The organism is Streptomyces sp. NPDC021212 (assembly GCF_044332925.1).
GTDB lineage: Bacteria > Actinomycetota > Actinomycetes > Streptomycetales > Streptomycetaceae > Streptomyces.
Genome location: NZ_JBIRPZ010000002.1, coordinates 124,151 through 149,582, shown reverse-complemented (window position 1 = coordinate 149,582; position 25,432 = coordinate 124,151). Strand labels below are relative to the sequence as shown.

Annotated in this window: 21 protein-coding genes; 12 read left to right on the top strand and 9 right to left on the bottom strand. The window is 70.8% G+C overall.

Going from position 1 to position 25,432, the window contains the following annotated elements:
- Positions 1–61 precede the first annotated feature (61 nt).
- From ACH4SI_RS04870 to ACH4SI_RS04840, 7 genes are all read right to left on the bottom strand, one after another.
- Positions 62–718 (bottom strand): lactate utilization protein C, encoded by a 657-nt coding sequence (locus tag ACH4SI_RS04870; protein ID WP_398292644.1) that lies wholly within the window; start codon positions 716–718, stop codon positions 62–64.
- Positions 715–2,187: a LutB/LldF family L-lactate oxidation iron-sulfur protein gene (locus ACH4SI_RS04865; protein ID WP_398293887.1), complete on the bottom strand. Its 1,473-nt coding sequence runs from the start codon at positions 2,185–2,187 to the stop codon at positions 715–717. Before ACH4SI_RS04865 ends, ACH4SI_RS04870 begins: the two co-directional genes overlap by 4 nt.
- 29 nt (positions 2,188–2,216) lie before the next feature.
- Positions 2,217–2,969 (bottom strand): (Fe-S)-binding protein, encoded by a 753-nt coding sequence (locus tag ACH4SI_RS04860; protein ID WP_398292642.1) that lies wholly within the window; start codon positions 2,967–2,969, stop codon positions 2,217–2,219.
- Complete coding sequence (locus ACH4SI_RS04855) at positions 2,960–4,510, bottom strand: rhamnulokinase family protein (RefSeq protein ID WP_398292640.1); 1,551 nt, start codon at positions 4,508–4,510, stop codon at positions 2,960–2,962. Before ACH4SI_RS04855 ends, ACH4SI_RS04860 begins: the two co-directional genes overlap by 10 nt.
- A gap of 203 nt (positions 4,511–4,713) precedes the next feature.
- Positions 4,714–6,753 carry a bifunctional aldolase/short-chain dehydrogenase gene (locus tag ACH4SI_RS04850; RefSeq protein ID WP_398292638.1) on the bottom strand — a complete coding sequence of 680 codons (2,040 nt, stop codon included), beginning with the start codon at positions 6,751–6,753 and terminating at the stop codon, positions 4,714–4,716.
- Between the two features lie 108 nt (positions 6,754–6,861).
- Positions 6,862–8,022 (bottom strand): L-rhamnose isomerase, encoded by a 1,161-nt coding sequence (gene rhaI, locus ACH4SI_RS04845; protein WP_398292636.1) that lies wholly within the window; start codon positions 8,020–8,022, stop codon positions 6,862–6,864.
- A gap of 32 nt (positions 8,023–8,054) precedes the next feature.
- Positions 8,055–11,273 carry an alpha-L-rhamnosidase gene (locus ACH4SI_RS04840; RefSeq protein WP_398292634.1) on the bottom strand — a complete coding sequence of 1,073 codons (3,219 nt, stop codon included), beginning with the start codon at positions 11,271–11,273 and terminating at the stop codon, positions 8,055–8,057.
- A 235-nt stretch (positions 11,274–11,508) separates the two neighbouring features.
- On the opposite strand from ACH4SI_RS04840, the gene ACH4SI_RS04835 reads away from it, so the two are divergent.
- From ACH4SI_RS04835 to ACH4SI_RS04795, 9 genes are all read left to right on the top strand, one after another.
- The gene (locus ACH4SI_RS04835; protein ID WP_398292632.1) at positions 11,509–13,035 is read left to right on the top strand and encodes a sugar ABC transporter ATP-binding protein; all 1,527 of its coding nucleotides are present in this window, start codon (positions 11,509–11,511) and stop codon (positions 13,033–13,035) included.
- On the top strand, positions 13,032–14,066 hold the full coding sequence (locus tag ACH4SI_RS04830; RefSeq protein WP_398292630.1) for an ABC transporter permease: 1,035 nt from the start codon (positions 13,032–13,034) through the stop codon (positions 14,064–14,066). Before ACH4SI_RS04835 ends, ACH4SI_RS04830 begins: the two co-directional genes overlap by 4 nt.
- A complete protein-coding gene (locus ACH4SI_RS04825; protein ID WP_398292628.1) occupies positions 14,063–15,025 on the top strand; it encodes an ABC transporter permease in 963 nt (320 codons plus the stop codon). The genes ACH4SI_RS04830 and ACH4SI_RS04825 overlap by 4 nt, the downstream gene beginning before the upstream one ends.
- Positions 15,026–15,089: 64 nt before the next feature.
- Positions 15,090–16,175: a rhamnose ABC transporter substrate-binding protein gene (gene rhaS, locus ACH4SI_RS04820; protein WP_398292626.1), complete on the top strand. Its 1,086-nt coding sequence runs from the start codon at positions 15,090–15,092 to the stop codon at positions 16,173–16,175.
- 11 nt (positions 16,176–16,186) lie between these two features.
- The gene (locus ACH4SI_RS04815) at positions 16,187–16,525 is read left to right on the top strand and encodes an L-rhamnose mutarotase (protein WP_398292624.1); all 339 of its coding nucleotides are present in this window, start codon (positions 16,187–16,189) and stop codon (positions 16,523–16,525) included.
- A gap of 19 nt (positions 16,526–16,544) precedes the next feature.
- The gene (locus ACH4SI_RS04810; protein WP_398292622.1) at positions 16,545–17,981 is read left to right on the top strand and encodes a BNR repeat-containing protein; all 1,437 of its coding nucleotides are present in this window, start codon (positions 16,545–16,547) and stop codon (positions 17,979–17,981) included.
- Between the two features lie 4 nt (positions 17,982–17,985).
- Positions 17,986–19,014 (top strand): LacI family DNA-binding transcriptional regulator, encoded by a 1,029-nt coding sequence (locus ACH4SI_RS04805; RefSeq protein WP_398292620.1) that lies wholly within the window; start codon positions 17,986–17,988, stop codon positions 19,012–19,014.
- A gap of 131 nt (positions 19,015–19,145) precedes the next feature.
- Positions 19,146–20,654, top strand: a complete 1,509-nt coding sequence (locus ACH4SI_RS04800) for a glycoside hydrolase family 28 protein (RefSeq protein WP_398292618.1) — start codon at positions 19,146–19,148, stop codon at positions 20,652–20,654.
- A 120-nt stretch (positions 20,655–20,774) separates the two neighbouring features.
- Complete coding sequence (locus ACH4SI_RS04795) at positions 20,775–21,794, top strand: LacI family DNA-binding transcriptional regulator (protein WP_398293885.1); 1,020 nt, start codon at positions 20,775–20,777, stop codon at positions 21,792–21,794.
- A 78-nt stretch (positions 21,795–21,872) separates the two neighbouring features.
- Here ACH4SI_RS04795 and ACH4SI_RS04790 read toward each other — a convergent pair whose 3' ends face one another.
- Together ACH4SI_RS04790 and ACH4SI_RS04785 are read right to left on the bottom strand one after the other, a co-directional pair.
- A complete protein-coding gene (locus ACH4SI_RS04790) occupies positions 21,873–22,952 on the bottom strand; it encodes an NAD(P)-binding domain-containing protein (RefSeq protein ID WP_398292616.1) in 1,080 nt (359 codons plus the stop codon).
- A gap of 7 nt (positions 22,953–22,959) precedes the next feature.
- Complete coding sequence (locus ACH4SI_RS04785; RefSeq protein WP_398292614.1) at positions 22,960–23,271, bottom strand: hypothetical protein; 312 nt, start codon at positions 23,269–23,271, stop codon at positions 22,960–22,962.
- 234 nt (positions 23,272–23,505) lie between these two features.
- Between ACH4SI_RS04785 and ACH4SI_RS04780 the strand changes: the two genes are divergently transcribed.
- The 3 genes from ACH4SI_RS04780 (at position 23,506) to ACH4SI_RS04770 (ending at position 25,389) form a co-directional block, all read left to right on the top strand.
- On the top strand, positions 23,506–24,336 hold the full coding sequence (locus ACH4SI_RS04780) for a helix-turn-helix domain-containing protein (RefSeq protein ID WP_398292612.1): 831 nt from the start codon (positions 23,506–23,508) through the stop codon (positions 24,334–24,336).
- Between the two features lies 1 nt (position 24,337).
- Positions 24,338–24,559 carry a DUF397 domain-containing protein gene (locus ACH4SI_RS04775; RefSeq protein ID WP_398292610.1) on the top strand — a complete coding sequence of 74 codons (222 nt, stop codon included), beginning with the start codon at positions 24,338–24,340 and terminating at the stop codon, positions 24,557–24,559.
- A 335-nt stretch (positions 24,560–24,894) separates the two neighbouring features.
- Positions 24,895–25,389 (top strand): hypothetical protein, encoded by a 495-nt coding sequence (locus ACH4SI_RS04770; protein WP_398292608.1) that lies wholly within the window; start codon positions 24,895–24,897, stop codon positions 25,387–25,389.
- Positions 25,390–25,432 lie beyond the last annotated feature (43 nt).

Sequence of the window (25,432 nt, the reverse complement as noted above, 5' to 3'; positions counted from 1 at the left end):
GACACTTGGTCACCGCGAGCGACGGAGGGTATGCGGCGTGTTCGAATGCGTGGCGAGCGTCTCAGTCCACTACGAGGACTGCCTCAAGGGTGCGGGGGCCGTGGACGCCTTCCACGCGGTCCAGTTCGATGTCGCTCGTCGCCGAGGGGCCCGAGATCCACGTCAACGGACGGGCCGGGTCGAGGCGTTCGAGGGCCTGCGGGACCGAGTCCACGACCTGGGCCGGGACGCGGATCACGCAGATGTGGTGGTCGGGAACGAGGGAGATGCGGCGGCGGCCCTGGTCGGTGTCGGCGTTCAGGACGATGGTGCCGGTCTCGGCGATGGCCACCGCGCAGGCGGTGATCACGCTGGACACGTCGTCCAGATCGTGGGGCGTCTGGTCGGGGGAGTCCGTCAGTCGTACGACGTCCGTCGCCGACAGCCACTCGGCGGGCAGGCCGGACGGATGGACCACGCTCGTCGCGCCGCGTGTGGTGAGCAGGTTCGCGATGAGAGAAGGCAGGTCGGCGGCCGTGGTGCGGTGGACGATCGCGCGGTAGTCGGCGAGGTTCTCGGCGAGGAGGTCGACGGTCTCGTCGGTGGTGCGGTCGCCGTGTGCGCGGTGGTACGTACGGTCGACCGCGACCTCGGACGGCGTCTCGGCGCGCGGAACGTCGGCCAGGGCGCGGCGGATTCGGGCCATCACCAGGGCTCGGGAGTCGGACGGAGCGCTCATGAGGTCTTCCTTGTGTCGGCGGACTGCGTCGCGCCCCGCGTGCGTTGCCACCAGTCGCGGAACGACTCCGCCGGCACCTTCGGCAGCTCCCGGGTGTCGCTCCACGCCCGCCCCGGCCCGGGCAGGCGGCGTGGGTGGAAGCGGCGGGTGCGGGCGGCCAGGCGCTGGCCGGTGCGCAGCACGCCGGGGTGGTCCAGGGCCCAGCCCGCGGCCCGCATGGCGGCCCGTTCCGCGGCGTGGCCCTTGGCGGGTTTGACGACCGCGCGGGTGCCGCGCACCGACGCCGGGCCGCCCTCGACCACCCGCTCGCGCAGGTGGACCAGGATCTCGGGGATGTCGATGGCCACCGGGCACACCTCGTAGCACGCGCCGCACAGGGAGGAGGCGTACGGGAGCGAGGCGTCCAACTCGCTCTGGGTGCCGCGCAGTTGCGGGGTGAGGATGGCCCCGATCGGGCCGGGGTACGCCGAGCCGTAGGCGTGGCCGCCGGCCCGCTCGTACACCGGGCACACGTTCAGGCACGCCGAACACCGGATGCAGCGCAGCGCCTGGCGGCCCACGGTGTCCGCGAGGGTGTCGGTGCGGCCGTTGTCCAGCAGGACGAGGTGGAAGGTGCGCGGGCCGTCGCCGTCCGTGGTGCCGGTCCAGGTGGAGGTGTACGGGTTCATCCGCTCCGCGGTCGAGGAGCGGGGGAGGAGCTGGAGGAAGACTTCCAGGTCCTGGAAGGTGGGGACCACCTTCTCGATGCCCACGACGGAGATCAGCGTCTCCGGGAGGGTCAGGCACATCCGGCCGTTGCCCTCGGACTCGACGACGACCAGGGTGCCGGTCTCCGCGATCATGAAGTTGGCGCCGGAGATCCCCACCTTGGCGTTGAGGAACTTCTCGCGCAGGTGGAGGCGCGCGGCCTCGGCCAGGTCGGCGGGCGCGTCGGTCAGCCCCTCCGGGGCCGGGCGGCCCCACTCGGCCATCCGCTCCGTGAAGATGTCGCGGATCTCGCCGCGGTTGCGGTGGATCGCCGGGACCAGGATGTGGGACGGGAGGTCGTCGCCGAGCTGCACGATCAGTTCGGCGAGATCGGTCTCGTACGCGGTGATCCCGGCGGTCGACAGGGCGTTGTTCAGCCCGATCTCCTGCGTCGCCATCGACTTGACCTTGACGACCTCGCGCTCGCCCGTGGCCCGCACCAGCTCGGTGACGATCCGGTTCGCCTCGTCGGCATCGGCCGCCCAGTGCACCTGGCCCCCGGCCGCCGTGACCGTGCTCTCCAACTGCTCCAAGTACTGGTCGAGATGGCGCAGCGTACGGTCCTTGATGGCCGCGCCCGCGGCGCGCAGCCGCTGCCAGTCGTCCAGCTCGGAGACGGCCGTGGCGCGCTTGGCGCGGATGGTGTGGGTGGCGTGGCGCAGGTTGGCGCGCAGCTGGGTGTTGCGGGTGGAGGCGTCGGCCGCCGCCGGGAAGGCGGGCATCCCCAGGTAGGTGGCTTGGTGGGTTCCGCTCACCAGACGTCTCCTTCCGTGCTGGCCAGGATCTCGGCGATGTGCACCGGGCGGACCGCCGACCCCTGGCGGGCGAGCGTGCCACCGATGTGCATCTGGCAGGAATTGTCGACGGTGCAGACCGCCTCCGCACCGGTCGCCGTGATGTTGCGCGCCTTGTCCGCGCCCATCGCCGCCGACACCGCCGCGTTCTTGACGGCGAACGTGCCACCGAAACCGCAGCACTCCTCCGCCCCCGGCAGCTCCACCAGGTCCAGCCCCTTGACCGCGGTGAGGAGCGCGCGCGGCCGGTCTCCCAGGCCGAGCATGCGCAGCCCGTGGCAGGTGGGGTGGTACGTCACGGTGTGGGGGTAGTACGCGCCGACGTCCGTGACCTTGAGGATGCCGGTCAGGAATTCGGTGAGTTCGTACGTCTTCGGGACGACGGTGGCCGCCAGGTCCGCCAGCTCCTCGCCACGTCCCTCGGCGGCGGCCTTCGCACCCATCCTCGGATAGTTGTCGCGCACCATCGCGGCGCACGAACCGGAGGGCGTGACGATGTAGTCGTAGCCGCGGAAGGCGGTGGCGTAGCGGCGGAGGAGGGGTTCCGTGTCGTGGCGGTAGCCCGTGTTGAACTGTGGCTGGCCGCAGCAGCTCTGTTCGGGCGGGAATCCCACCTCCACGCCCAGCCGCTCCAGCAGGGTGACCACGGCCTGGCCGGTGCGCGGATAGAGCGTGTCGTTGACGCAGGTGATGAAGAGCGCTACCCGCACCGTTCCTCCTCGGCTGCCTGAGTCTCGGTGACCTGTGCGCCTTCCAGACGGGAAGCTGCTTCCAGGCGGGAGGCTGCCCTGTCCCACGCCGAATGATCACCCCTGGGCTCATACTGCCTCAGCGGCTGGGTGCTGTGAAGCAGCGCGCGCAAGTCGGACAGCCCGCCGCCGACCGTTCCGGCCGTACGCGCCTGCACCAGGATGTTCCCGAGGGCCGCCGCCTCGGCCGGGCCCGCGACCACCGGGAGGCCGCAGGCATCGGCGGTGAGCCGGCACAGCAGGGTGTTGTGCGCGCCGCCGCCGACGATGTGCACGGTGTCGACCGTACGGCCGGACAGGCGGACGGCGTCCTCGATCGCGCGGCGGTGAGCCAGGGCGAGGGAATCCAGGACACAGCGGGTCGTCTCGGCGGGGTTGCGGGGTGCGGGCTGGCCGGTGCGGCGGCAGGCGGCGGCGATGCGGTCGGGCATGTCGCCGGGGGCGATGAACGCGGGGTCGCCCGCGTCCACGACGGAGCGGAGCGGGGTGGCCTCGGCCGCCGCTTCGAGGAGGGCCGGGAGGTCGGTTTTGGCCGTTCCGGTGTTTTCCCAGGTGCGCAGGCACTCCTGGAGCAGCCACAGGCCCATGATGTTGCGCAGATAGCGCACCGTGCCGTCCACGCCCAGCTCATTGGTGAAGTTCGCCAGCCTGCTCTCCTCGGTCAGGACCGGCGCGTCCAGCTCCAGCCCCGCCAGCGACCAGGTGCCGGTGGCGATGTACGCGAAGCGGGGGCTCGTGGCGGGGACACCGACGACGGCGGATGCGGTGTCGTGCGAGCCGACCGCCGTCACGGGGGTGGGGTGCGGGAGGCCGGTTTCGGCGAGGACGTCCGCGCGCAGGGTCCCGGCGGGGGTGCCGGGGTGGCGCAGGGGTGGGAAGAGGGACAGGTCGATGCCGAGGGCGTCCGCGACCTGGGTGGACCAGGTGCGGGTGCGCGGGTCGATGAGCTGGGTGGTCGACGCGTTCGTCAGCTCCGTGCCCGCCTCGCCCGTCAGCCAGTACGAGATGAGGTCCGGGATCAGCAGCAGGCGGTGGGCGGCGGCCAGGGCGGGGGTGCCCTGGGCGGCGACGAGCTGGTAGATCGTGTTGAAGGGGAGGTGCTGGAGGCCCGTGGCCGCGTAGAGGGCCGGGGGTGGGATCGCTGTCGAGACCGTGTCCGCGACGGTGCCGGTGGTGGTGCGGGGGTCGCGGTAGTGGACGGGGTTGGCGAGGAGCGCCCCGGTGGCGTCGAGGAGGCCGTAGTCGACTGCCCAGCTGTCGATTCCGATGCTGGTGAGGGGGGTGGCCTCGGTGGTTGCCGTTGCGGCTGCCTTGAGGCCGGTCAGGACGCCCTGGTAGAGGGACAGGATGTTCCAGTGCAGGGTGCCGGAGAGGCGCACCGGTTCATTGGGAAAGCGGTGCACCTCGTGGAGCGTCAGCGTGTCCGGGGCGACCCGGCCGACCATGACGCGCCCGCTGGACGCACCGAGGTCCACGGCGGCGAAGCGGTGTTCTGTGGACACGTTGACCTCGTGGTGGGGTGGGCGGTTTGTGGTTGCGGTGGTTCCGTATGGGCGGAGGCCGGGGCCTCCGGGGCAGGGCCCTGGACCGTCTGTTTACGGCGCCGGTGCTCGGAGACGTGGGGTGGGCCGGAAGTCCACGGCGCCACACATACACGTGGTGTCCAGGACCCCACCCCTGCGACCCCGTCCCCCTCACGCGCGCGTCAGCGCAGGAACGCCGCCGCGACTCCCGCGTCCACCGGGATGTGCAGGCCCGTGGTGTGGGAGAGGTCGCCGCCGGTGAGCGCGAAGACCGCGTTCGCCACGTGGGACGGGAGCACCTCGCGCTTGAGCAGGGTGCGCTGGGCGTAGAACTCGCCCAGCTTCTCCTCGGGCACGCCGTACACGGCTGCGCGCTGTGCGCCCCAGCCGCCCGCGAAGATGCCGCTGCCCTGGACGACGCCGTCGGGGTTGACTCCGTTGACGCGGATGCCGTGTCCGCCCAACTCGGCTGCGAGGAGGCGTACTTGGTGGGCCTGGTCGGCCTTGGTGGCGGAGTACGCGATGTTGTTGGGGCCCGCGAAGACGGAGTTCTTCGAGGCGATGTAGACGATGTCGCCGCCCATGTTCTGGGCGATGAACACGCGGGCCGCCTCGCGGGAGGCGAGGAAGGAACCGCGCGCCATGATGTCGTGCTGGAGGTCCCAGTCCTTGGTGGTGGTTTCCAGGAGCGGTTTGGAGATGCTGATCCCGGCGTTGTTGACCAGGAGGTCCACGCCGCCGAAGGCCAGGACCGCTTCGCTGAAGGCCGCCTTGATGTCTTCTTCGTTTGTGACGTCCGCTGTGATGGGGATTGCTTTGTCCGGGCCGCCCAGCTCGGTGGCGACTGTGGCTGCTGAGTCGGCGTTCAGGTCCGCCACCACGACGCAGGCGCCCTCTGCCACGAGGCGGTGCGCGATCGCCTTGCCGATACCCGAGCCCGCGCCGGTCACGAGGGCGACGCGGGTGGCGAGGGGCTTGGGCTTCGGCATGCGCTGGAGCTTGGCCTCTTCGAGCGCCCAGTACTCGATGCGGAATTTCTCCGACTCCTCGATGGGCGCGTACGACGACACCGCCTCGGCGCCCCGCATCACGTTGATCGCGTTGACGTAGAACTCGCCCGCGACCCGGGCCGTCTGCTTGTCCTTGCCGTAGCTGAACATGCCTATGCCGGGGATCAGCACGATCGCCGGGTCCGCGCCGCGTATCGCGGGGGAGTCCGGGGTGGCGTGGCGTTCGTAGTAGGCCGCGTAGTCGGTGCGGTAGGTGGCGTGGAGCGCCTTGAGCCGGTCGATCGTCTCGTCGAGGGGGGCGTCCGGGGGGAGGTCCAGGACCAGGGGGCGGACCTTCGTACGGAGGAAGTGGTCAGGGCACGACGTGCCCAGCGCCGCCAGGCGGGGGTGTTCGGCGCGGGAGACGAAGTCCAGGACGGTGTCGCTGTCCGTGAAGTGGCCCACCTGCGGGCGGTCCGTGGAGGCCAGGCCGCGGATCACGGGCGCGAGGGCGGCGGCGCGGGCGCGGCGCTCGGCCTCGGGGAGGGGAGCGTGGACGACGGGGCCGAACGGGTCCGCCTTGCCGCGTGTCGCGAGGAACGCTTCGGCGGTGCGGATGATGCGGAGCGAGTTCGCCTCGCACTCGTCGGAGGTGTCGCCCCAGGCGGTGATGCCGTGGCCGCCGAGGATGCAGCCGATGGCCTGGGGGTTGGCCTTCTTGATGGCGGCGATGTCCAGGCCCAGCTGGAAACCGGGGCGGCGCCAGGGCACCCAGACCACCTGGTTGCCGAAACACTCCTTGGTGAGCGCTTCGCCGTCGGCGGCGCAGGCGAGGGCGATGCCGGAGTCGGGGTGGAGGTGGTCCACATGGGCGGCGTCGACCAGGCCGTGCATCGCCGTGTCGATGGACGGCGCCGCGCCGCCCTTGCCGTGGAGGCAGTAGTCGAACGCGGCGACCATCTCGTCCTCGCGCTCCACCCCCGGGTAGACGCCGGTGAGCGCGCGGAGGCGGTCCAGGCGGAGCGCGGCGAGGCCCGCGGGGGCGAGGGTGCCCAGGTCGCCGCCCGAGCCCTTGACCCACATCAGCTCGACGTCCTGGCCGGTGACGGGGTCGGTGTCGGTGCCCTTCGCGGAGGTGTTGCCGCCCGCGTAGTTGGTGTTGCGCGGATCGGCACCGAGCCGGTGGCTCCGCTCCAGCAGCGTGGCCGCCTGGGGGTGGAGTTCTGCGGTCATGTCGTCCTCATGTGTGTGATGGGGCGGCGGACTTGCCGGGACGCCCGCCGCCGCTGGTTGTCGCGGAGCCCCGGGGGCTCGGGGTGGGGATACGGCACGCCGCAGGCGCTACGCGCCCCAGCCCGCCTGCTGACCGCCCACGCGCTCCGCGACGATCCGCTCCGCCCAGCCGGACGCCCGGTACGCGGCCATCGGGTCGGGGCCGATGCCCAGCTCCTCGCGGACCTCGGCCAGGAGCGGGCGTACGTCCGTGTTGTACGCGTCCATCAGCACCGCGTTGGCGCCGAGGACGTCGCCCGAACGCTGCGCGGCGGCGAGGGCGTCGCGGTCGACCAGGAGGGCCTTGGCGGTGGCCTCCTGGACGTTCATCACGGAGCGGATGATCGCCGGGATCTTGGGCTCGATGTTGTGGCACTGGTCGAGCATGAAGGCGATGTCCGGTGTGAGGCCGCCGCCGCGGATGACCTCGTACATGATGCGGAAGAGCTGGAACGGGTCGGCGGCGCCGACCATGAGGTCGTCGTCGGCGTAGAAGCGGGAGTTGAAGTCGAAGGCGCCGAGCTTCTTCTCGCGCAGCAGCAGGGCGACGATGAACTCGATGTTGGTGCCCGGGGCGTGGTGGCCGGTGTCGACGCAGACCTGGGCCTTGGGGCCGAGCTTCAGGCAGTGGGCGTAGGCGGTGCCCCAGTCCGGGACGTCCGTGGTGTAGAAGGCGGGCTCGAAGAACTTGTACTCCAGCAGCATGCGCTGGTCGTCCCCGAGACGGTCGTAGACGGTGCTCAGGGCCTCGGCGAGACGGTCCTGACGGGCGGCGATGTCGTCCTGGCCGGGGTAGTTGGTGCCGTCCGAGAACCAGAGCTTCAGGTCGCGGGAGCCGGTGGCGTCCAGGATGTCGACGCACTCCAGCAAGTGGCCCACGGCCTTGCGGCGGACCGCCGGGTCGGGGTGGGTGACCGAGCCCAGCTTGTAGTCGTCGTCCTGGAAGACATTGGAGTTGATCGCTCCGAGCCTCAGCCCGCGCTCCTGGGCGTACTTCGCGAGTGCCGCGTAGTCGTCGACCTTGTCCCAGGGGATGTGCAGGGCCACGGTGGGGGCGACGCCGGTCAGGGCGTGCACCTGAGCGGCGTCGTCCAGCTTCTCCTGCGGGGTGCGGGGGACACCGGGCTGGGCGAATACCTTGAAACGGGTTCCGGAGTTGCCGTACGCCCATGACGGCGTCTCGACCGCCTGGCTCTTGAGGGCCGCCTTCACGGCCGGAACGTCAGACATGGGTCTCCTCGATGTGAAACGATTCAAGAAACCTAATCGCGCCCGTGGGCACGCGTCAAGAAGTGGTACGAACCCGAGCCCACGGCGTACACCGCGCAGCCGTCGGCCAGCCGCAGGAACCGGGCGCCCCGTTGGGTCACGTCGGCTTCGCGGCGCGCGGGCACCCAGACCTCGGCGGTGGTGTTGACCGGTACCGAGACCTGAAGCGTGAACTCCCCGTCCCGCTGTGCCCAGCGGGTGGCGATCGGCCCGTAGAGGGAGTCGTGGCGGCCCTCGGCGGAACGCACCTCGCCGCCGGGGCGGGGCCGGATCAGGATCCGGCGGAAGCCGGGGGCGGCGGGGGCGATGCCGGTGATGTGTTGGTACATCCACTCGCCGACCGAGCCGTAGGCGTAGTGGTTGAAGGAGTTCATCCCGACGTCCTGGAAGCCGCCGTCCGGCTTGATGGAGTCCCAGCGCTCCCACATCGTGGTGGAGCCCCGGTCGATCTGGTACCCCCAGGAGGGGAAGGTGCGCTGGTGGAGGAGGCGGTGGGCGAGGTCGGTGTGCCCGGTCGCGGTGAGCGTCGGGAGCAGCCGCGGGGTGCCGAGGAAGCCGGTGGACAGGTGTCCGTCGCGGGCCTCGATCAGGGCGACGAGCCGGTCGGCGGCCGGGCGGCGCAGGGCGGCGGGCAGCAGGTCCATGGACAGCGCCAGGACGTACCCCGTCTGGGTGTCGCCCTTGACCTTGCCGTCGGCGGAGACGTACGCGGCGGTGAACGCGCTCTTGATGCGGGCCAGCAGGTCCTCGTAGGGGCCCGGGGCCTCGCCGAGGACGTGTGCCGTGCGGGCGACGAGGTCGGTGGCGTGGGCGAAGTAGGCCGTGCCGATGACGTCCTTGGGGGTCTCGGCGTCGACGTTGAGCCAGTCCCCGTAGCCCTCGGCGGGGCGCAGCAGGCCCGAGCTGTGCTTCTCCAGGTACGTGACCCAGGCGCGCATGGCGGGCCAGTTCTCGCGCAGCACCCGGATGTCGCCGTAACGCTGGTACAGGTTCCACGGGACGGTCACCCCGGCGTCGCCCCAGCCCGCGGTGCCGCTGCCGAGGCCGCTGACGACCGGGGCCACATCGGGGAAGTCCCCGTCCCTGCCCTGTCCGTCGCGCAGGTCCTGGAGCCATTTGGTCAGGAAGCGGGCCGACTCCATGGTGTACGCGGCCGTGCCGGAGAACACGTTGATGTCCCCGGTCCAGCCGAGCCGTTCGTCGCGGGCCGGGGTGTCGGTGGGGACGGACAGGAAGTTGCCGCGCTGGCCCCAGGTGATGTTGGAGTGGAGCGTGTTGAGCATCGGCACGTCGGTGCGGAAGGACATGGTGAACGGGGCTGCGGTGTGCATGACCCGGCCGGTCACCGCGTCGAGGGGCGGTGTGCCGGGGTAGCCGGTGACCTCGACGTAGCGGAAGCCGTGGAAGGTGAAGCGCGGCTCGTAGGTCTCGGTGCCGCCGCCCTTCAGGGTGTACGTGTCGACGGGGTGGGCGGTGCGCAGGTTGGCGGTGTACGCGGTGCCGTCGGGGTTCAGCACCTCGGCGTGGCGGATCCGGACCGTGCGGCCGGCCGGTCCCGAGACCGTGAGGCGGACGCTGCCGACCATGTTCCGGCCCAGGTCGAAGAGGTGGACGCCGGGGGCCGGTTCGGTGCGCTTGAGGGGGGTCAGCTCGCGTTCCACCCGGGTCGGCGCGTCGACCTGGGCCACCACCTCGGTGGTGATGTCCGCGGCGGCGGTGGCGGGCTGCCATCCGGTGTCGTCGAAGCCCGGTGAGGTCCAGCCCGCGGTCTCCAGGCGGGCGTCGTACGCCTCGCCCATCAGCAGGTCGGCGGCCACCAGCGGGCCGGTGGCGGCGCGCCACTCGGGGCCGGTGGTGACGCGCTCGGTGTTGCCGTCGGCGTACGTGACCTCCAACTGGGCGAGCAGCGCGGGGTGGGTGCCGTACTGGTGCTGGCCGAGCCAGGCGACGTTTCCGGCGTACCAGCCGGGGGCGAGGGTCACGCCGAGGGCGTTGGCGCCGCGCCGCAGCGCGTGTGTGACGTCGTACGTCTGGTACTGCACGCGTTTGCGGTAGTCGGTCCAGCCGGGGGTCAGCTGGTCGTGGCCGACGCGGACGCCGTTGAGGCGGGCCTCGTAGAGGCCGAGCGCCGTGGCGTACAGCCGGGCGCGGGCGATGCGCTTTCCGGCGAGCCGGAAGGTGTGGCGCAGCTGGGCGGGCGACTGCTGGGGCACTATCCGGCCCCAGGGTCCGCTGCCCCAGGGGGCGAGTTCCTCGGCGGTGGTCCAGCCGCTGTCGTCGTGGTCGGGGGAGGTCCAGTCGGTGGGCGGCCTGTTGTTGGTGGTGCGCCAGGTCCGGTCCGTGTGGTGGTGGGTGGTGCCGTCCTCGTGGGTGAGTTCCAGGGTGGCCAGCAGACCGGCCGGGCCCTGCTCGGCGTTGGTGGCCGCGATGGCGAGGGTGGCCGCGCCGTGCCGCAGGTGTTCGGTGATGTCGACGGTGACCGGGTGGGCCCACGCCTTGGCCACACCCAGCGCCTCGCGGACGGCGACCTCGGCGCCGTTCACATGGGCGTTGAAGCCGTCGTCGGCCGCCACGACCAGGCGGGCGCGCCGGACGGTGGCGGTGGCCCGGACGGTGGTGCGGAACCAGCGGGTGGCCACGGGGGCGTCGGCGGCCGGATCGCCTTCGGGGAACCAGATCCAGGTGGTGCCGTCCAGCGACGGGGGCGCGGTCACCGCGGCGGGCGCGGTGATCCAGCGCGCCCGCCACTCCTTCGCACCCAGCAACCCGGTCTCCCACCAGTCGGGGGCGGACCACGGGGAGGGGCGGCCGCGGTCGTCCCAGACGCGGACGGACCAGTGGTAGCGGGTGCGCGGGCGCAGAGCCGGGCCGTCGTAGCGGACCAGGACCGACTGGTTCGACGTCCGCTTGCCGCTGTCCCAGACGTCCGGGGCGCCGAGCCGGTCCGGGGAGGTGGCGACCCGGATGCGGTAGGCGCTCTGCGACTGGCCGCGGGCGTCGGATTCGAGGATCCAGCTCAGCCGGGGGTGGGGTGTGTCCAGGCCCAGCGGGTGGGTGGCGTACTCCACCGTCGTGCTCCGGATCCGCAGTCCGGCGGTGGGGCGGTTCTCCGCGGTGCTCTGCGCGGCGGCGGACGGGGCGAGTGCGGGCAGACCCGTGAGGGCCGTACCGGTGGCAGCGGTGGTGGCGAGCAGGTGGCGTCTGCTGATCACGAGCTTCCTCCAGGGACGGCTGGATGAAAACGATTCAATCGAACAGGCGCCTGGACCGTAGGGCCGGTGTCCGGGGTGCGTCAAGTGGTCGCGCAGGCAGGGGATTTACCTGCCGCACACCCCCTTGACGGGTGCATGGCGCGGGGCTAGCTTCCCGGAATCCGCATTGAAACATTTCATTCGCGCGACACTCGGCAATTTCGGCACGCATCATCGGCACGCATCAGGAGACTCCGTGAGCCAGTCCGATCAGACCGGAGTTCCGGTCCTCGCCCTCAAGGGGGTGAACAAGTCCTTCGGCGCCGTACGGGCCCTCCGGGACGTCTCGCTGGAGCTCTTCGCCGGTGAGGCGCACGCCCTTGCCGGGGAGAACGGCGCGGGCAAGTCGACGCTCATCAAGGTGCTGGCCGGAGTGCACCGGCCGGACGCGGGTGAAGTGCTGCTGGACGGGCGGCCGGTGGTCTTCCACGGTCCCGCCGACGCCCGTGACGTGGGCATCGCCGTGATCTACCAGGAGCCGACGCTCTTCCCCGATCTGTCGATCGCCGAGAACATCTTCATGGGCCGTCAGCCCCGGCGGCCGTTCGGCCGGATCGACCACAAGGCGGTGCGGGCCGCGACCGCCGGTCTCATGGCGCGGCTCGGTGTCGACCTCGACCCGGACCGGCCCGCGCGCGGGCTGTCCATCGCCGACCAGCAGATCGTCGAGATCGCCAAGGCGCTCTCCTTCGACGCCCGCGTACTGATCATGGACGAGCCGACGGCGGCGCTGACCGGCAGCGAGACCGCCCGGCTCTTCGCGGTGGTCGAGGCGCTGCGCGCGGAGGGCGCGGCGGTGCTGTTCATCTCGCACCGGCTGGAGGAGATCTTCGAGCTGTGCCGGCGGGTCACCACGCTCAGGGACGGGCGCTGGGTGGCATCGGAGCCGCTGGACGGGCTCACGCAGGACGACCTCGTACGCCGCATGGTGGGCCGGGACCTGGAGGAGCTGTACCCCAAGCAGCCGACCCGGGTCGGGGAGACCGCATTGTCCGTGTCCCGGCTGACCCGGGAGGGCGTCTTCCGGGACGTGTCGTTCGATGTGCGGCGCGGGGAGATCGTCGCGCTCGCGGGGCTGGTCGGCGCCGGGCGCAGCGAGGTCGCGCAGGCCGTCTTCGGGGTGGAACGGGCGGACGCGGGCGAGGTGCGGGTGGACGGCACGGTGCTGCGGCCCGGTTCGCCGACCGCGGCGATGGACGCCGGGCTCGCGCTCGTCCCCGAGGACCGGCGCCAGCGCGGCCTGGTCATGGAGATGTCCATCGAGCGCAACATCGGGCTGACCGGCCTGGACCGGCTGGGCCGCGCGGGGATGGTCAAGCGCGCGCTGGAGCGCGGGCGGGCGTCGGACTGGGCGGTACGGCTCCAGCTGAAGTACGGCAGCCTCGGCGACCACGTCGGGGTGCTGTCCGGCGGCAATCAGCAGAAGGTCGTCCTCGCCAAGTGGCTGGCCACCGAGCCGGCGGTGCTCATCGTGGACGAGCCGACGCGCGGCATCGACGTCGGGACGAAGGCCGAGGTGCACCGGCTGCTGTCGTCGCTGGCGGCTGACGGGCTCGCGGTGCTGATGATCTCCTCCGATCTGCCCGAGGTGCTCGGCATGGCCGACCGGGTGCTGGTGATGCACGAGGGGCGGCTGGTGGCCGAGATCCCGCGCGCCGAGGCCACCGAGGAGTCGGTGATGGCCGCGGCCACCGGGCTGGGCACGAAGGGAAGGGCGGCATGACGGTCACGGTCGACAAACCCGCACCGGCGCCGGACACGGAACGCTCGGCGCGCTCGCTGGTCGACGCCGTCTTCCGGGCGCGGGAGATCAGCATCGCGGGCGCGCTGGTGCTGCTGGTGCTGTTCACCTGGGCCGCCGAGCCCCGCTTCCTGGGCGGCCAGGGCATCAAGGACCTGCTGCTGAACTCCGCGATCCTGGTGCTGCTCGCGGTCGGGCAGTCCGTCGTGGTGATCACCCGCAACATCGACCTGTCGGTGGGGTCCGTGGTGGGCCTGTCCGCCTTCGCCTGCGGGAAGTTCGTCTCGGGGACGGACCACGGGCTGCTGACGGTGCTGCTGCTCGGCGTCGTCGTCGGCGCCGTCTGCGGCCTCGTCAGCGGATCGCTCGTCAGCTTCGGCCGGGTGCCCGCGCTGGTGGTCACCCTCGGGATGCTCTACATCATCCAGGGCCTGGACTACTGGTGGGCGCAAGGCGAGCAGATCGGCGCCGCCGACGTGCCGCAGTCCGTGCTGGACCTGGGCAGCGGCAGCGTGCTGGGGCTGCCGTATCTGCCGCTGATCTCCGTAGCGGTGCTCGCCGGGACCGCGTACTTCCTGCGGACGTACCGCAGCGGCCGCGAGCTGTACGCCATCGGCTCCAGCCCCGAGGCCGCCCGGCTCGCCGGTGTGCCGATCCGGCGCAGGGTGCTCGGCGCGTACCTCTTCTCCGGTGCCGTGTCGGGTTTCGCCGGCGCGCTGTGGCTGGCCCGCTTCGGGACCGTCGTCGCGGACAACGCGCACGGCTGGGAGTTGACCGTGGTCAGCGCGGTCGTGGTCGGCGGTGTCGCCATCGTCGGCGGCACCGGCACGGTGTGGGGCGCGGCGCTGGGGGCGCTGCTGCTCACCACCATCGGCAGCGCGCTGGCCGTGCTGAAGGTCGACTCGTTCTGGGCGGACGCCATCGCGGGTGCGCTGCTGCTGGCCGCCATCAGCGTGGACCGGATCGTGAACGTGCGCATGACCCGTGCGCTGAGGAAGAGGAGCGCACGATGAAGCTGAGGTGGGACACCGCGGTCGGGGTGCTGCTGGTGGCGGTGTTCGTCACCGGGCTCGCCACGACCGACGGCTTCGCGAGCCGCGACAACCTCGCCTTCGCCTTCAACGACATCGCCGAGGTCGCGCTGATGGCGCTGCCGATGACGCTGCTGGTGGTGGCCGGGCAGGTCGATCTGTCGGTGGCCTCGATGCTCGGTCTGTCCAGCGCGCTGACCGGTGAACTGTGGGACAAGGGCTGGGCGTTCGAGACGATCGTGCCGGTCGTGCTGCTGGTCGGCGTGGCCGGCGGGCTGCTCAACGGCTGGCTGGTCACCCGGGTCGGACTGCCGTCGCTCGCCGTCACCATCGGCACCCTCGCGCTGTACCGGGGGCTGGCGTCGGTGGTGCTCGGCTCGAACGCCATCACCGACTTCCCGGAGACGTACGCGAAGTGGGCGGTCGACACCACCACCGTGCCCGGGACCTTCCTCACCTATCCGGTGGCGCTGTTCATCGTGCTGGCCGTCGTCGCCGCCGTGGTGCTGCACTCCACCGGGCTCGGCCGGTCGCTGTTCGCCATCGGCGCCCAGGAGGACGCGGCGTACTTCGCGGGCATCCGCGTCAAGCGGATCAAGCTGCTGCTGTTCGTCGTGGCGGGGCTCGTCTCCGCCTTCGCCGGGGTGGTGTTCACCCTGCGGTACGGGAGCGCCCGCGCCGACAACGGCCAGGGCTTCGAGATGCTGGTCATCGCCGCCGTCCTGCTGGGCGGCGTCGACTTCGACGGCGGCAAGGGGACCCTGTTCGGCGCGGTCGCCGGGGTGCTGCTCATCGGCGTCCTGAAGAACCTGCTGACGCTCAACGACGTGGCCAACGAGGTCCAGGTGATCGTCACCGGACTGCTCCTGGTGGCGTCGGTCCTCACCCCGCGCATGATCACCACCGTGAGCGCCTGGCGTCAGCGGACAGTCGGCGGATGACGGTCGACAGATGACAGATTTCAGATTTTGACTTTCAGATGTTGATACAGGTGAAAGGTCAGCCATGATCCAGCGCCATTCCTCGCGGCACCGCGCCGCCACCGCCGCCGCGGTCTGCGCCCTCGCCGTCACCCTCGCCGGCTGCGGCGGCACCACCAAGAAGGACACCGACAACAGCGGTAAGGCCGACAGCGGATCGCAGGCCAATGCCAACCCCGACGCCCCGCTGAAGAAGGGCCTGAAGCTCGCCTTCCTGCCCAAGCAGATCAACAACCCGTACCTGAAGATCCTGGACACCGCCGGGATCGGTGCCGCCCGGGAGTTCGGCGGCAAGGGCAAGCAGGTCGGCCCGTCCGACGCCAGCGCCTCCTCCCAGGTGTCGTACATCAACACCCTGATCCAGCAGCGGCAGGACGCCATCCTCATCGCCGCCAACGACCCGAACGCGGTGTGCGGCCCGCTCAAGCAGGCCATGAAGAAGAACATCAAGGTCGTCGCGTACGACTCGGACACCGCCCCGGCCTGCCGCCAGCTGTTCATCAACCAGGCCGGCTCGGAGGAGATCGGCCGCAGCCAGGTCCGGCACCTGGCCAAGCAGCTCGACTACAAGGGCGAGATCGCGATCCTCTCGGCCACCCAGAACGCGACCAACCAGAACACCTGGATCGGGTTCATGAAGGACGAGCTGAAGAAGCCCGCGTACAAGAACATGAAGCTGGTCAAGACGGTGTACGGGGACGACGACGACCAGAAGTCGTTCCAGGAGACCCAGGGCCTGCTGAAGGCGTACCCGGGGCTCAAGGGCATCATCTCGCCCACCACGGTCGGCATCGCCGCGGCCGCCCGCTACATCAGCGACTCCTCCTACAAGGGCAAGGTCGTGCTGAACGGCCTCGGCACGCCCAACCAGATGCGCAAGTACGTCAAGGACGGCACCGTCGAGCAGTTCGCGCTGTGGGACCCCAAGAAGCTGGGCTACCTGGGCTCGTACGCCGCCGCGGCGCTCGCCTCCGGGCAGATCACCGGCGCGGAGGGGGAGAAGTTCAAGGCCGGGCAGCTGGGGGAGTACACCGTCGGCAAGGACGGCGAGATCATCCTCGGCCCGCCCACCGTCTTCGACAAGTCCAACATCGACAAGTTCCACTTCTGAGGCGGCCGACGATGCGGCGTGTGTGTTTTCTGCTGAAGGTCCGCCAGGAGCGGCTGGCCGAGTACCGCGAGCGGCACGAGGCCGTGTGGCCGGAGATGCTGGACGCGCTCTCGGCCGCCGGATGGCACAACTACTCGCTCTTCCTGCGGGAGGACGGGCTCCTGGTGGGCTATCTGGAGACCGAGGACTTCGCGGCGGCGCAGGCCGCGATGGCGGCCACCGACGTCAACGCGCGGTGGCAGGCGGAGATGGCGCCATTTTTTGAGAATGAGGGGGGCTTTGAGGCCCTGGACGGCGCCAAGCCGGATGAGGCCATGACACCGCTCACCGAAGTGTTCCACCTCGCCTAGGACACGGAGACATACGGATATGAGACCCCTGGCCGTCGCCGTGCTGGCCACCGCCCTCCTCACCGCCGCCACCCCGGCCGGAAACGCGGCGGCCACGACCGCAGCGGCCCCGCGTGCCCCCGGCCCGGCGGTCAGCAAGGTCGCCGATACCCAGCTCGACTCCCAGGCCCTCTACTTCGAGTCGTACAACGGCCTGGTCAACAACAACGCGTTCCAGAAGAACGGGCTGCTCACCTACAAGGGCTACCAGTACGCCGTCTGGTACACCGGCGACCGCACCGCCGTCATCGGCCGCCGCGCGCTGGGCCGGGCGGACTGGGGGACCGTCCGGCTGCCGCACAAGCTCACCGCCGACGACTCCCACAACGTGATCTCCATGGGGATCTCGCGCGTCGACGGCCGGCTGCACCTCAACATGGACTCGCACAGCAGCGGCTTCTTCTACGTGAAGTCGGTCGCCGGGCTGCTGGACGACCCCGCCGGACACCCGTGGAACAGCGCGCAGTTCGGCGCCGTGCAGACCACCCTGGACGGGCTCGCGCTCACCTCCCAGTTCACGTATCCGCAGTTCGTGGCCACCCCCGAGGGCCGTCTCCAGCTCAGCTACCGTGTCGGCGTCTCCGGCAACGGCCGCAACGCGCTGGCCGAGTACGACGGCACCAAGTGGACCGCGCTCGGCGAATGGTCCGCGTCCACCGGTACGTACACCAGCGAGCACGGCTCCAGCACCGCCCGCAACATGTATCTGCACGGCATCGACTACGGCTCGGACGGCCGGCTGCACGCCTTCTACACCTGGCGCGAGCAGAACAACGCCGTGATGTGCAACGCCGGTGGCCTCACCAACCACGACACCGGCTACGTCTACAGCACCGACCGCGGCCGCACGTGGCGCAACGCGGCGGGCACCGTCGTCGGCACCACCGGCGGCGCCGACAAGGTGACCGTGAACGACACCGGCACGGTCGTCGATCCCCTGGGCCCCGACCACTCGCTGATGAACCAGGAGAGCCAGGCCACCGACTCCGCCGGGCTCCCGCACGCCGTCATCAGCTACGTCCCCGGCCGCTTCGGCCAGTGCACCACCGACTACGTGGCCGACCGGACGGCGAACGGCCGCGCCTTCCACCTCTTCAAGGACGCCGCGGGCGCCTGGAAGAAGACCGAGATCCCGGTGGCGCTGAACTCCAGCCAGCGCACCCACCTGGCCTTCGACAAGTACGACAACGCCTACGCCGTCATGCCGTACGGCCGCATCGTCGCCGCGTCCAGCGCGTCCGGATACACCGACTGGAAGACCCTCTTCGACGGCAGCGGGCTGAACGCCTTCGGCGAGGTCGTCGTGGACGACACCCGCCTCGCCCAGGACGGCGTGCTGTCGTTCATGTACCAGCGGAAGTCGAGCGGCACCACGCCCTCGGCCCTCCGCGTCATCGACTTCCGGCTGCCGGGGTAGGGGGTTGCGAGCCCATGCGGTAGGGATCAAGGAGGTGGCCAAGGAGGCCGGGGTGTCGGTCGGCACGGTCTCCAACGTCATCAACCGCCCGGACTCGGTGGCCGAGGAGACCCGGGCCCGGGTGCTGTCCACCATCGAGCGGCTGGGGTACGTCCGCAGTGAGTCGGCGCGCCAGTTGCGCGCGGGCCACAGCCGCATCGTCGGGCTGCTCGTGCTGGACATGGCCAACCCCTTCTTCGTGGACGTGGCGGGCGGTGCCGAGCGCGCGGCGCGCGAGGCGGGCCTCGGGGTGATGGTGTGCAACAGCGCCCAGAACGCCCAGGAAGAGGCCGACTACCTCTCGCTCTTCACCGAGCAGCGGGTACGCGGCGTCCTCGTCACCCCCGCCGATCCCACCGGCGGCAACCTGGAGAACTTCCGGCGCCACGGCATTCCGTTCGTCTTCGTCGACCGCGAGGTGCCCAGCACCGAGGGCTGTTCGGTGTCGGTGGACGACATCGAGGGCGGCACGCTCGCCGCCCGCCACCTCCTCGCCCAGGGGCATCGCACGCTGGCGTACGTCAGCGGCCCGATGCACCTCGCCCAGTGCCGCGACCGCCGCACCGGCGCGCTGACCGCCCTGCGGGAGGAGGGCGTCGCCGAGGCCGCGCTGCGCCATGTGGAGGTGGAGCGGCTGGACGTGGCGGGCGGCCGGGACGCGGGGGCGCGGCTGCTGGGCATGGCGCCGCGCCCGACGGCGGTGTTCTGCGCGAACGACCTGCTGGCGCTGGGGGTGTTGCAGGCGCTGTACGCGGCCGGGGTGTCGGTGCCGGGGGAGATGGCGCTGGTCGGCTACGACGACATCGAGTTCGCGGCGGCCGCGGCGGTCCCGCTGACCTCGGTGCGCCGCCCCGCGTTCCGGATGGGGCGTACGGCGGCGGAGCTGCTGCTCGAAGAGACGGGGGAGGGATCCGATGACCATCGTCATCAGCGGATCGTACTCCGCCCCGAACTCGTCGTCCGCGGATCGAGCCTGTCCCGGTTACGCGGCTGACCACGCGGTTTCCCGGCATCCATTGACAGCTTCGGCGCGCTGAGTACATTCCAGCATGGTCTGAACCTATCGAGCAGATACATCGGATCTCCTTGAAGCAATCACCCCCGATATGCGAAGGAGAAGGAACGATGAGAAAAATCGCCGCATTAGCGGTGTTCGTGCTCACCGTCGTCTTCGGGCCCGTTCAGGCGAGCACCGTGGCCGCCGCGGCCCCCGCCCCGCACCCCGGGGCCGCCACCTTCGACGTCAAGGACTACGGGGCCAAGGCCGACGGGTCGACGAATGACACCGGCGCGGTCGAGAAGGCCATCAACGCGGCCGCCGCCGCGGGCGGCGGAACCGTCGAGTTCCCGTCCGGGCAGTACAAGTCCAAGAACACGGTGCACCTGAAGAGCAACGTCACCCTCCAACTCGACTCCGGCGCCACCATCCTCGGGTCCAGCGCGGACACGTACGACAAGCCCGAGTCCAACCCGTACGACGACTACCAGGACTACGGGCACAGCCACTTCCACAACGCCATGTTCTACGGCGACAAGCTCACCAACATCGGCTTCACCGGCTCCGGCACGATCGACGGCGCCGGCAACCTCATCACCGGCAACCCGGACTCCGGGGAGGCCGACAAGATCATCTCGCTGACCCGCTGCAAGGGGCTGACCCTCAGCGGGATCACCCTGCGCCGCGGCGGCCACTTCGCGGCGCTCATCAACGGCTGTGACGGGGTGACCTCCGACCACCTCACGATCGACACCGCGAGCGACCGCGACGGCTGGAACGTCATCAGCACCACCAACGCCACCATCACGAACGCGAACATCGCCGCCAACGACGACGCGCTCGTCTTCAAGAGCGACTACGCCCTCGGCGCCAAGCTCCCCAACGGCCATGTGAAGGTGCGGGACAGCAAGCTCTCCGCGAAGTGCTGCAACGCCCTGATGTTCGGCTCCGAGACCTGCGGCGACTTCACGGACTACGACTTCCAGGGCATCAGCATCAACGGCGCGGACAAGTCCGGTCTCGGCATGGTGTCCATGGACGGCGGCGACATCTCCGACGTCCACTACCGCGACATCACCATGAAGAACGTCCACTCGCCCATCATGCAGAAGATCGGGACGAGAAAACGCTGTGGGAACAACCCCGGCGTCGGCCACATCAGCGACATCACCTACGACAACGTCACCGGCACCGGCAACAGCCCCTCCTTCAGCCCCACCCTGTGGGGCGAGTCGGGCAGCAACCACATCACCGACGTCACCTTCACCGGGGTCGACCTGACCGTGCCCGGCGGCAACGACACCATGTCCACCAGCGTGCCCGGCAACGACGCCAAGGACTACAACCCGAAGAGCATCGGCACCCGCCCCGCCTTCGGCTGGTACCTCCACAACACCGACCGCGTCACCTTCACCGACAGTTCGGTGCGGTTTGCGAAGGACGACGGCCGTCCGGCGGTCATCGCCAGCGGCGGCAGCGGGCTGCGCTTGGACCACTTCACCGCGCAGCGCGGCGACGACAGCCCCGCCGACCTCATGTTCCAGAACGTCAGCGGCTACTGCCAGACCGGTGGCGCCAACACCTCCGGCGGCGCCCTGCGCATCAGCGCCTCCGGCTCCACCGAGAACTGCCCGTAGAACGGTTCCGCGGACCGGCACCCGCGGCGGGGTGGAGGAAATCCGCGCCGCGCACGCCATAGCATGGGTCCCGCGGCCGAGGTGGGTCGCGGAAAGGCGGAGGCCGAGGTCGTGGGACGCATGGTGGGGATCAAGGACGTCGCACGGCAGGCGGGAGTGTCCGTCGGCACCGTCTCGAACGTGATCAACCGGCCGGAGATGGTTGCCGAGGCCACCCGCGACCGGGTGCAGGCCGCGATCGAGCGGCTCGGCTACGTACGCAGCGAATCCGCGCGCCAGCTGCGCGCCGGGCGCAGCCGGATCATCTCGCTGCTGGTGCTCGACATGGCGAACCCCTTCTTCGTGGACGTGGCCAGCGGCGCCGAGCGCGCCGCCCGGGACGCGGGCCTCGGCGTCATGGTGTGCAACAGCGCGCAGAGCCCCGACGAGGAGGCCGACTACCTCTCGCTCTTCGCCGAGCACCGGGTGCGCGGCGTCCTGGTGACCCCCGCCGACGCCACCGGCGCCAACCTGGAAAACTTCCGCCGACACGACATCCCCTTCGTGCTCGTCGACCGCGAGGTGCCCAGCACCGAGGGCTGCTCGGTGTCGGTGGACGACATCGAGGGCGGCACGCTCGCCGTCCGCCATCTGCTCGCCCAGGGACACCGCGGCCTGCTGTACGTCAGCGGCCCGATGCAGCTGCCGCAGTGCCAGGACCGCCGCGCCGGGGCGCTCGCCGCGCTCGCCGAGGAGGGCCTGCCAGCGGAGGCGCTGCTGCACATCGAGGCCGAGCGGCTGGACGTGGCGGCCGGCCGCGACGCGGGGGCGCGGCTGCTGGGCGTCTCACCCCGTCCGACGGCGGTGTTCTGTGCGAACGACCTGCTGGCGCTGGGTGTGCTCCAGGCGCTCTTCGCGGCCGGGGTGTCGGTGCCGGGCGAAGTGGCGTTGGTCGGCTACGACGACATCGAGTTCGCGGCCGCCGCGGCGGTGCCGCTGACCTCGGTGCGCCAGCCCGCGTTCCGGATGGGGCGTACGGCGGCGGAGCTGCTGATCGAGGAGACGGGCGAGGACGCCGACGCCCACCGCCACCGGCGGATCGTCCTCCAGCCGGAACTGGTCGTACGGGACTCGACGCTGGGGGCCAAGCCGGGCGCGTAAGCCGTGGGCTGCTCCGGGGGCGTGGTGCCCGCGACGGGCGGCCCCTCGCCGTACGCGCCGGCGGCGTCCGCGTACGTGTCAGACCGCGACCGGGACGGGGGCCGAGTCCAGCAGCGCCCGGATCTCCCGTACGGCGGCCCGGCCCGCCCGGTTCGCGCCGATCGTGCTCGCCGACGGCCCGTAGCCGACCAGGTGCACGCGGCGGTCGCGGACGGCCCTGGTCCCCTCGACGGCGATGCCGCCGCCCGGCTCGCGCAGCCGCAGCGGGGCCAGGTGGTCGATCGCGGCGCGGAAACCGGTGGCCCAGAGGATGACGTCCGCCGCCACCGTGCGGCCGTCCGCCCAGCTCACCCCGTCCGGGGTGATCCGTTCGAACATCGGCAGCCGGTCCAGCACGCCCCGCGCCCGGGCCCGCTCCATCGCCTCCGTCATGGGCAGCCCGGTCACCGACACCACGCTCTGCGGCGGCAGCCCCCGCCGTACCCGCTCCTCCACCAGCGACACGGCGGCCCGCCCCTGGTCCTGGCCGAACGGCCCGCTGCGGAAGACCGGCGGGCGCCGGGTGACCCAGGTGGTCGAGGCCGCCACCTCGACGATCTCCAGCAGATGCTGCACACCGGACGTACCGCCCCCGACGACGATCACCCGCTGCCCGGCGAACGCCTCCGGACCCGGGTACTGCGCGGTGTGCACCTGCCGCCCCCGGAAGGTCTCCTGCCCCGGGTAGCGCGGCCAGAAGGGGCGGTCCCAGGTGCCGGTGGCGTTGATCAGCGCACGGGCGGACCACGTCCCGGCCGAGGTCTCGACCCGTAGCCTGCCGTCGCCGGAGCCGCGTACGGCGGTGACGTGCACAGGCCGTACGACCCGCAGGTCGAAGGCGCGCTCGTAGCGTGCGAAGTACGCCGGGATCACCTCGGACGACGGCCGCCCGGGGTCGGCATCGTCGCCGGCCAGCCGCATGCCGGGCAGGTCGTACATCCCGTGCACCTTGCCGTACGTCAGCGACGGCCACCGAAACTGCCACGCCCCGCCGGGGGCGGGGGAGTGGTCGAGCACCACGAACCCGGCGCCCGGCTCGTACCCCGCCCGGCGCAGGTGATACGCCCCGGACAGCCCCGCCTGCCCGGCGCCCACGACCACGACGTCCACGTTGTTCATGCTTCTACTAACTCGGCTCCGGCGCCGGTTCTTCCCGGTCCTCCAGCCGCATGCCCCGGCTCTCCGCCACCCGCAGCGCGTCATGCAGCGCCTCGGCGAGCCGATGTCCCACGAAGCGCAGCTCACCGGTGTGCGTCTTGCGGTCTTGGAGGAGCGGGCGCGCGTGCGCCAGCAGCTCGGCTCCGGTGCGGAGCTGCACGGTCTCCATCTCGTCGGCGAGCCGTGAGATGTAGCCCGCGCCGGAGTCGTCGCCGACGAGGTAGCAGGGCTTGCCGTTCTCGTTCGGCCAGGGCAGGAGGCGGGGGCGTGGGGAGGGCATGGCGCGGCTCCATGGGAGGGGGATGTGATGGCGGAATCAGCTTCGGGGGCGCGGAAGCTGGCGCGCAAGATGACAGCTAATTTCCGCTTCAGATGGCATATGTGACCGAGTGGGCAATTGGCCTGATGTGCGGGTCTCCCGCTGCCAGACTCAGGACCCGCATCACGGCATGGCAGGCTCGACCCGACGAAAGGCATACTCGTGGCAGCACCAACAGGACCGACGGTCCGTCGCATGCAACTCGGCTGGGAGCTCAAGCGGTTGAGGGACAAGGCCGGATTCACCCTCGCGGAGGCGGTGGACGGGTTGACGTTTTCCACCACGAAGCTGTTCCGCGTCGAGAACGGGCTCTCGGCCCTGCCCAAGGCCGCAGACCTGAAAGCCCTCCTGGACCGGTACGGCGTCGAGGACGAGGAAGACATCGACTTCCTCATGCAGATCCACCGTGATTCCCTCAACCGGGGCTGGTGGTCCGTCTACCGCAGTGTGCTGCCGTCCGGCATGGGGATGCACATCGGTTTGGAGAGCGGCGCCCGCACCAGCCGGACGTGGCAACCGAACGTGGTCTTCGGCTTGTTGCAGACCGATCGCTACGCGAGGGAACTGTTCCAGTCCGCCAAGCCGGTCGAAGAGACGACGACCGAGTTCGTCGAACGGCACATCCAGATCCGGATGGAACGCAAGAAGGCCCTGACGCGCCGGGACAACCCCATGGAACTCTGGGTCATCCAGGACGAAGCCTCGCTGCGCCGCGTGGTCGGCAGCCCCGAAGTGATGCGCGAGCAATACGAGGAGATCCAGACCCTGCTGCGGCTCGACAATGTGACGGTCCAGATCGTCCCGATGGCCACACCCGCCTATCGGCCGCACACGAACTTCAACCTGTGGGAGTTCGGTTCCCCGCTGCCGTCCGTGGTGCAGAGCGACGCCGTCGACGGATCCGACATCAGCGACAAGGAAACGACGATCTGGTCCTTCTCCCGCAGGTTCGAAAACCTGCGGGCCGCGGCTCTCGCTCCTGGCGAGACACCGGCGTTCCTGCAACGACTAGCACGGGAGATCTGACATGACCCACGGCATAGCAACCGACGTCGCACCCGAGGCGGCCTGGTTCAAGTCCTCCTACAGCGAAGCGAACGGCACCGGCTGTGTCGAGATCGCCCACCTCACCCTCACCGCCGAGGTCGGCATCCGCGACTCCAAGGACAAGACCGGCCCCGCCCTGGTCGTCCCGGCCGCCGCCTGGGCCGCATTCGTCAGCGACGTCAGAAGGGCCCATCAGGCATGAGGTTGGTGCGGTGGCACGTCGCCCCCACTGCTGCTGATGGCGGTCGTGGCGGGCTGCGGCTCCGGTTCCTCCCCATCCGGAGGTGGAAAGGTGTCGGAGGTCAAGGATGCGGACGATCTGCCGCCGCTGCCCGTCGACCGGTACAAGCTCGGCACCGACTTTCCCCTGGACTCGAAGCCCCCGAAGAGCTTCGGGTCGTCGGGGGCGCCGCTCCTGACGCTCCGCTTGAGCGAGACGCCCTTGGGGCCGCTCGACCTCGACCGGGCGAAACGGTGGGGGTACGGCTGGGCTCCGAGGAAAGGCCGTTGGGCGGGGCCGGGCCGAAGGGCCGCGCCATGACGGACAAGGAGTACGCGGCCCTGTACGGCCGGTCCGGCGCTGCCCCGAAGGGCGGCTGCGCTGGGCAGGGAGACCGGCGGCTGCTCAAGGGGGTCGCAGACGCCACCCATATGTGGGCGTATCCCAGCCGCCGCGCGGAGCGGCTGGAGAAGGCGGTGGCCAAGGAACCGCGCATGCGGAAGGCGTTCGCGACCTGGTCGGACTGCGTCGTGGACAAGGGTTTCAAGCGGTACGGGGACCCGGAAGCGGCGCAGGAGGACAAGGCCTGGGGCCGGGGCCGCGACGGCAACACCGCCCATACCCAGCGGGAAGTGGGCACTGCCGTCGCGGACATCGAGTGCAAGCGGAAGCACAACACCCTCGGGGTGTGGTGGTCCGTGATGGCGAAGCGTCAGCGGGCCGACATCGGCCGGAACAAGGCCGCTTACGAAGTGGTCCGACGGGACCTGGACACGCTGCGGGCCAACGTACGCTCGATCACCGACGGCTAGGCCGGGACGGATGCCGACAGCGTGATCCCTTCGGCCGGGCCGG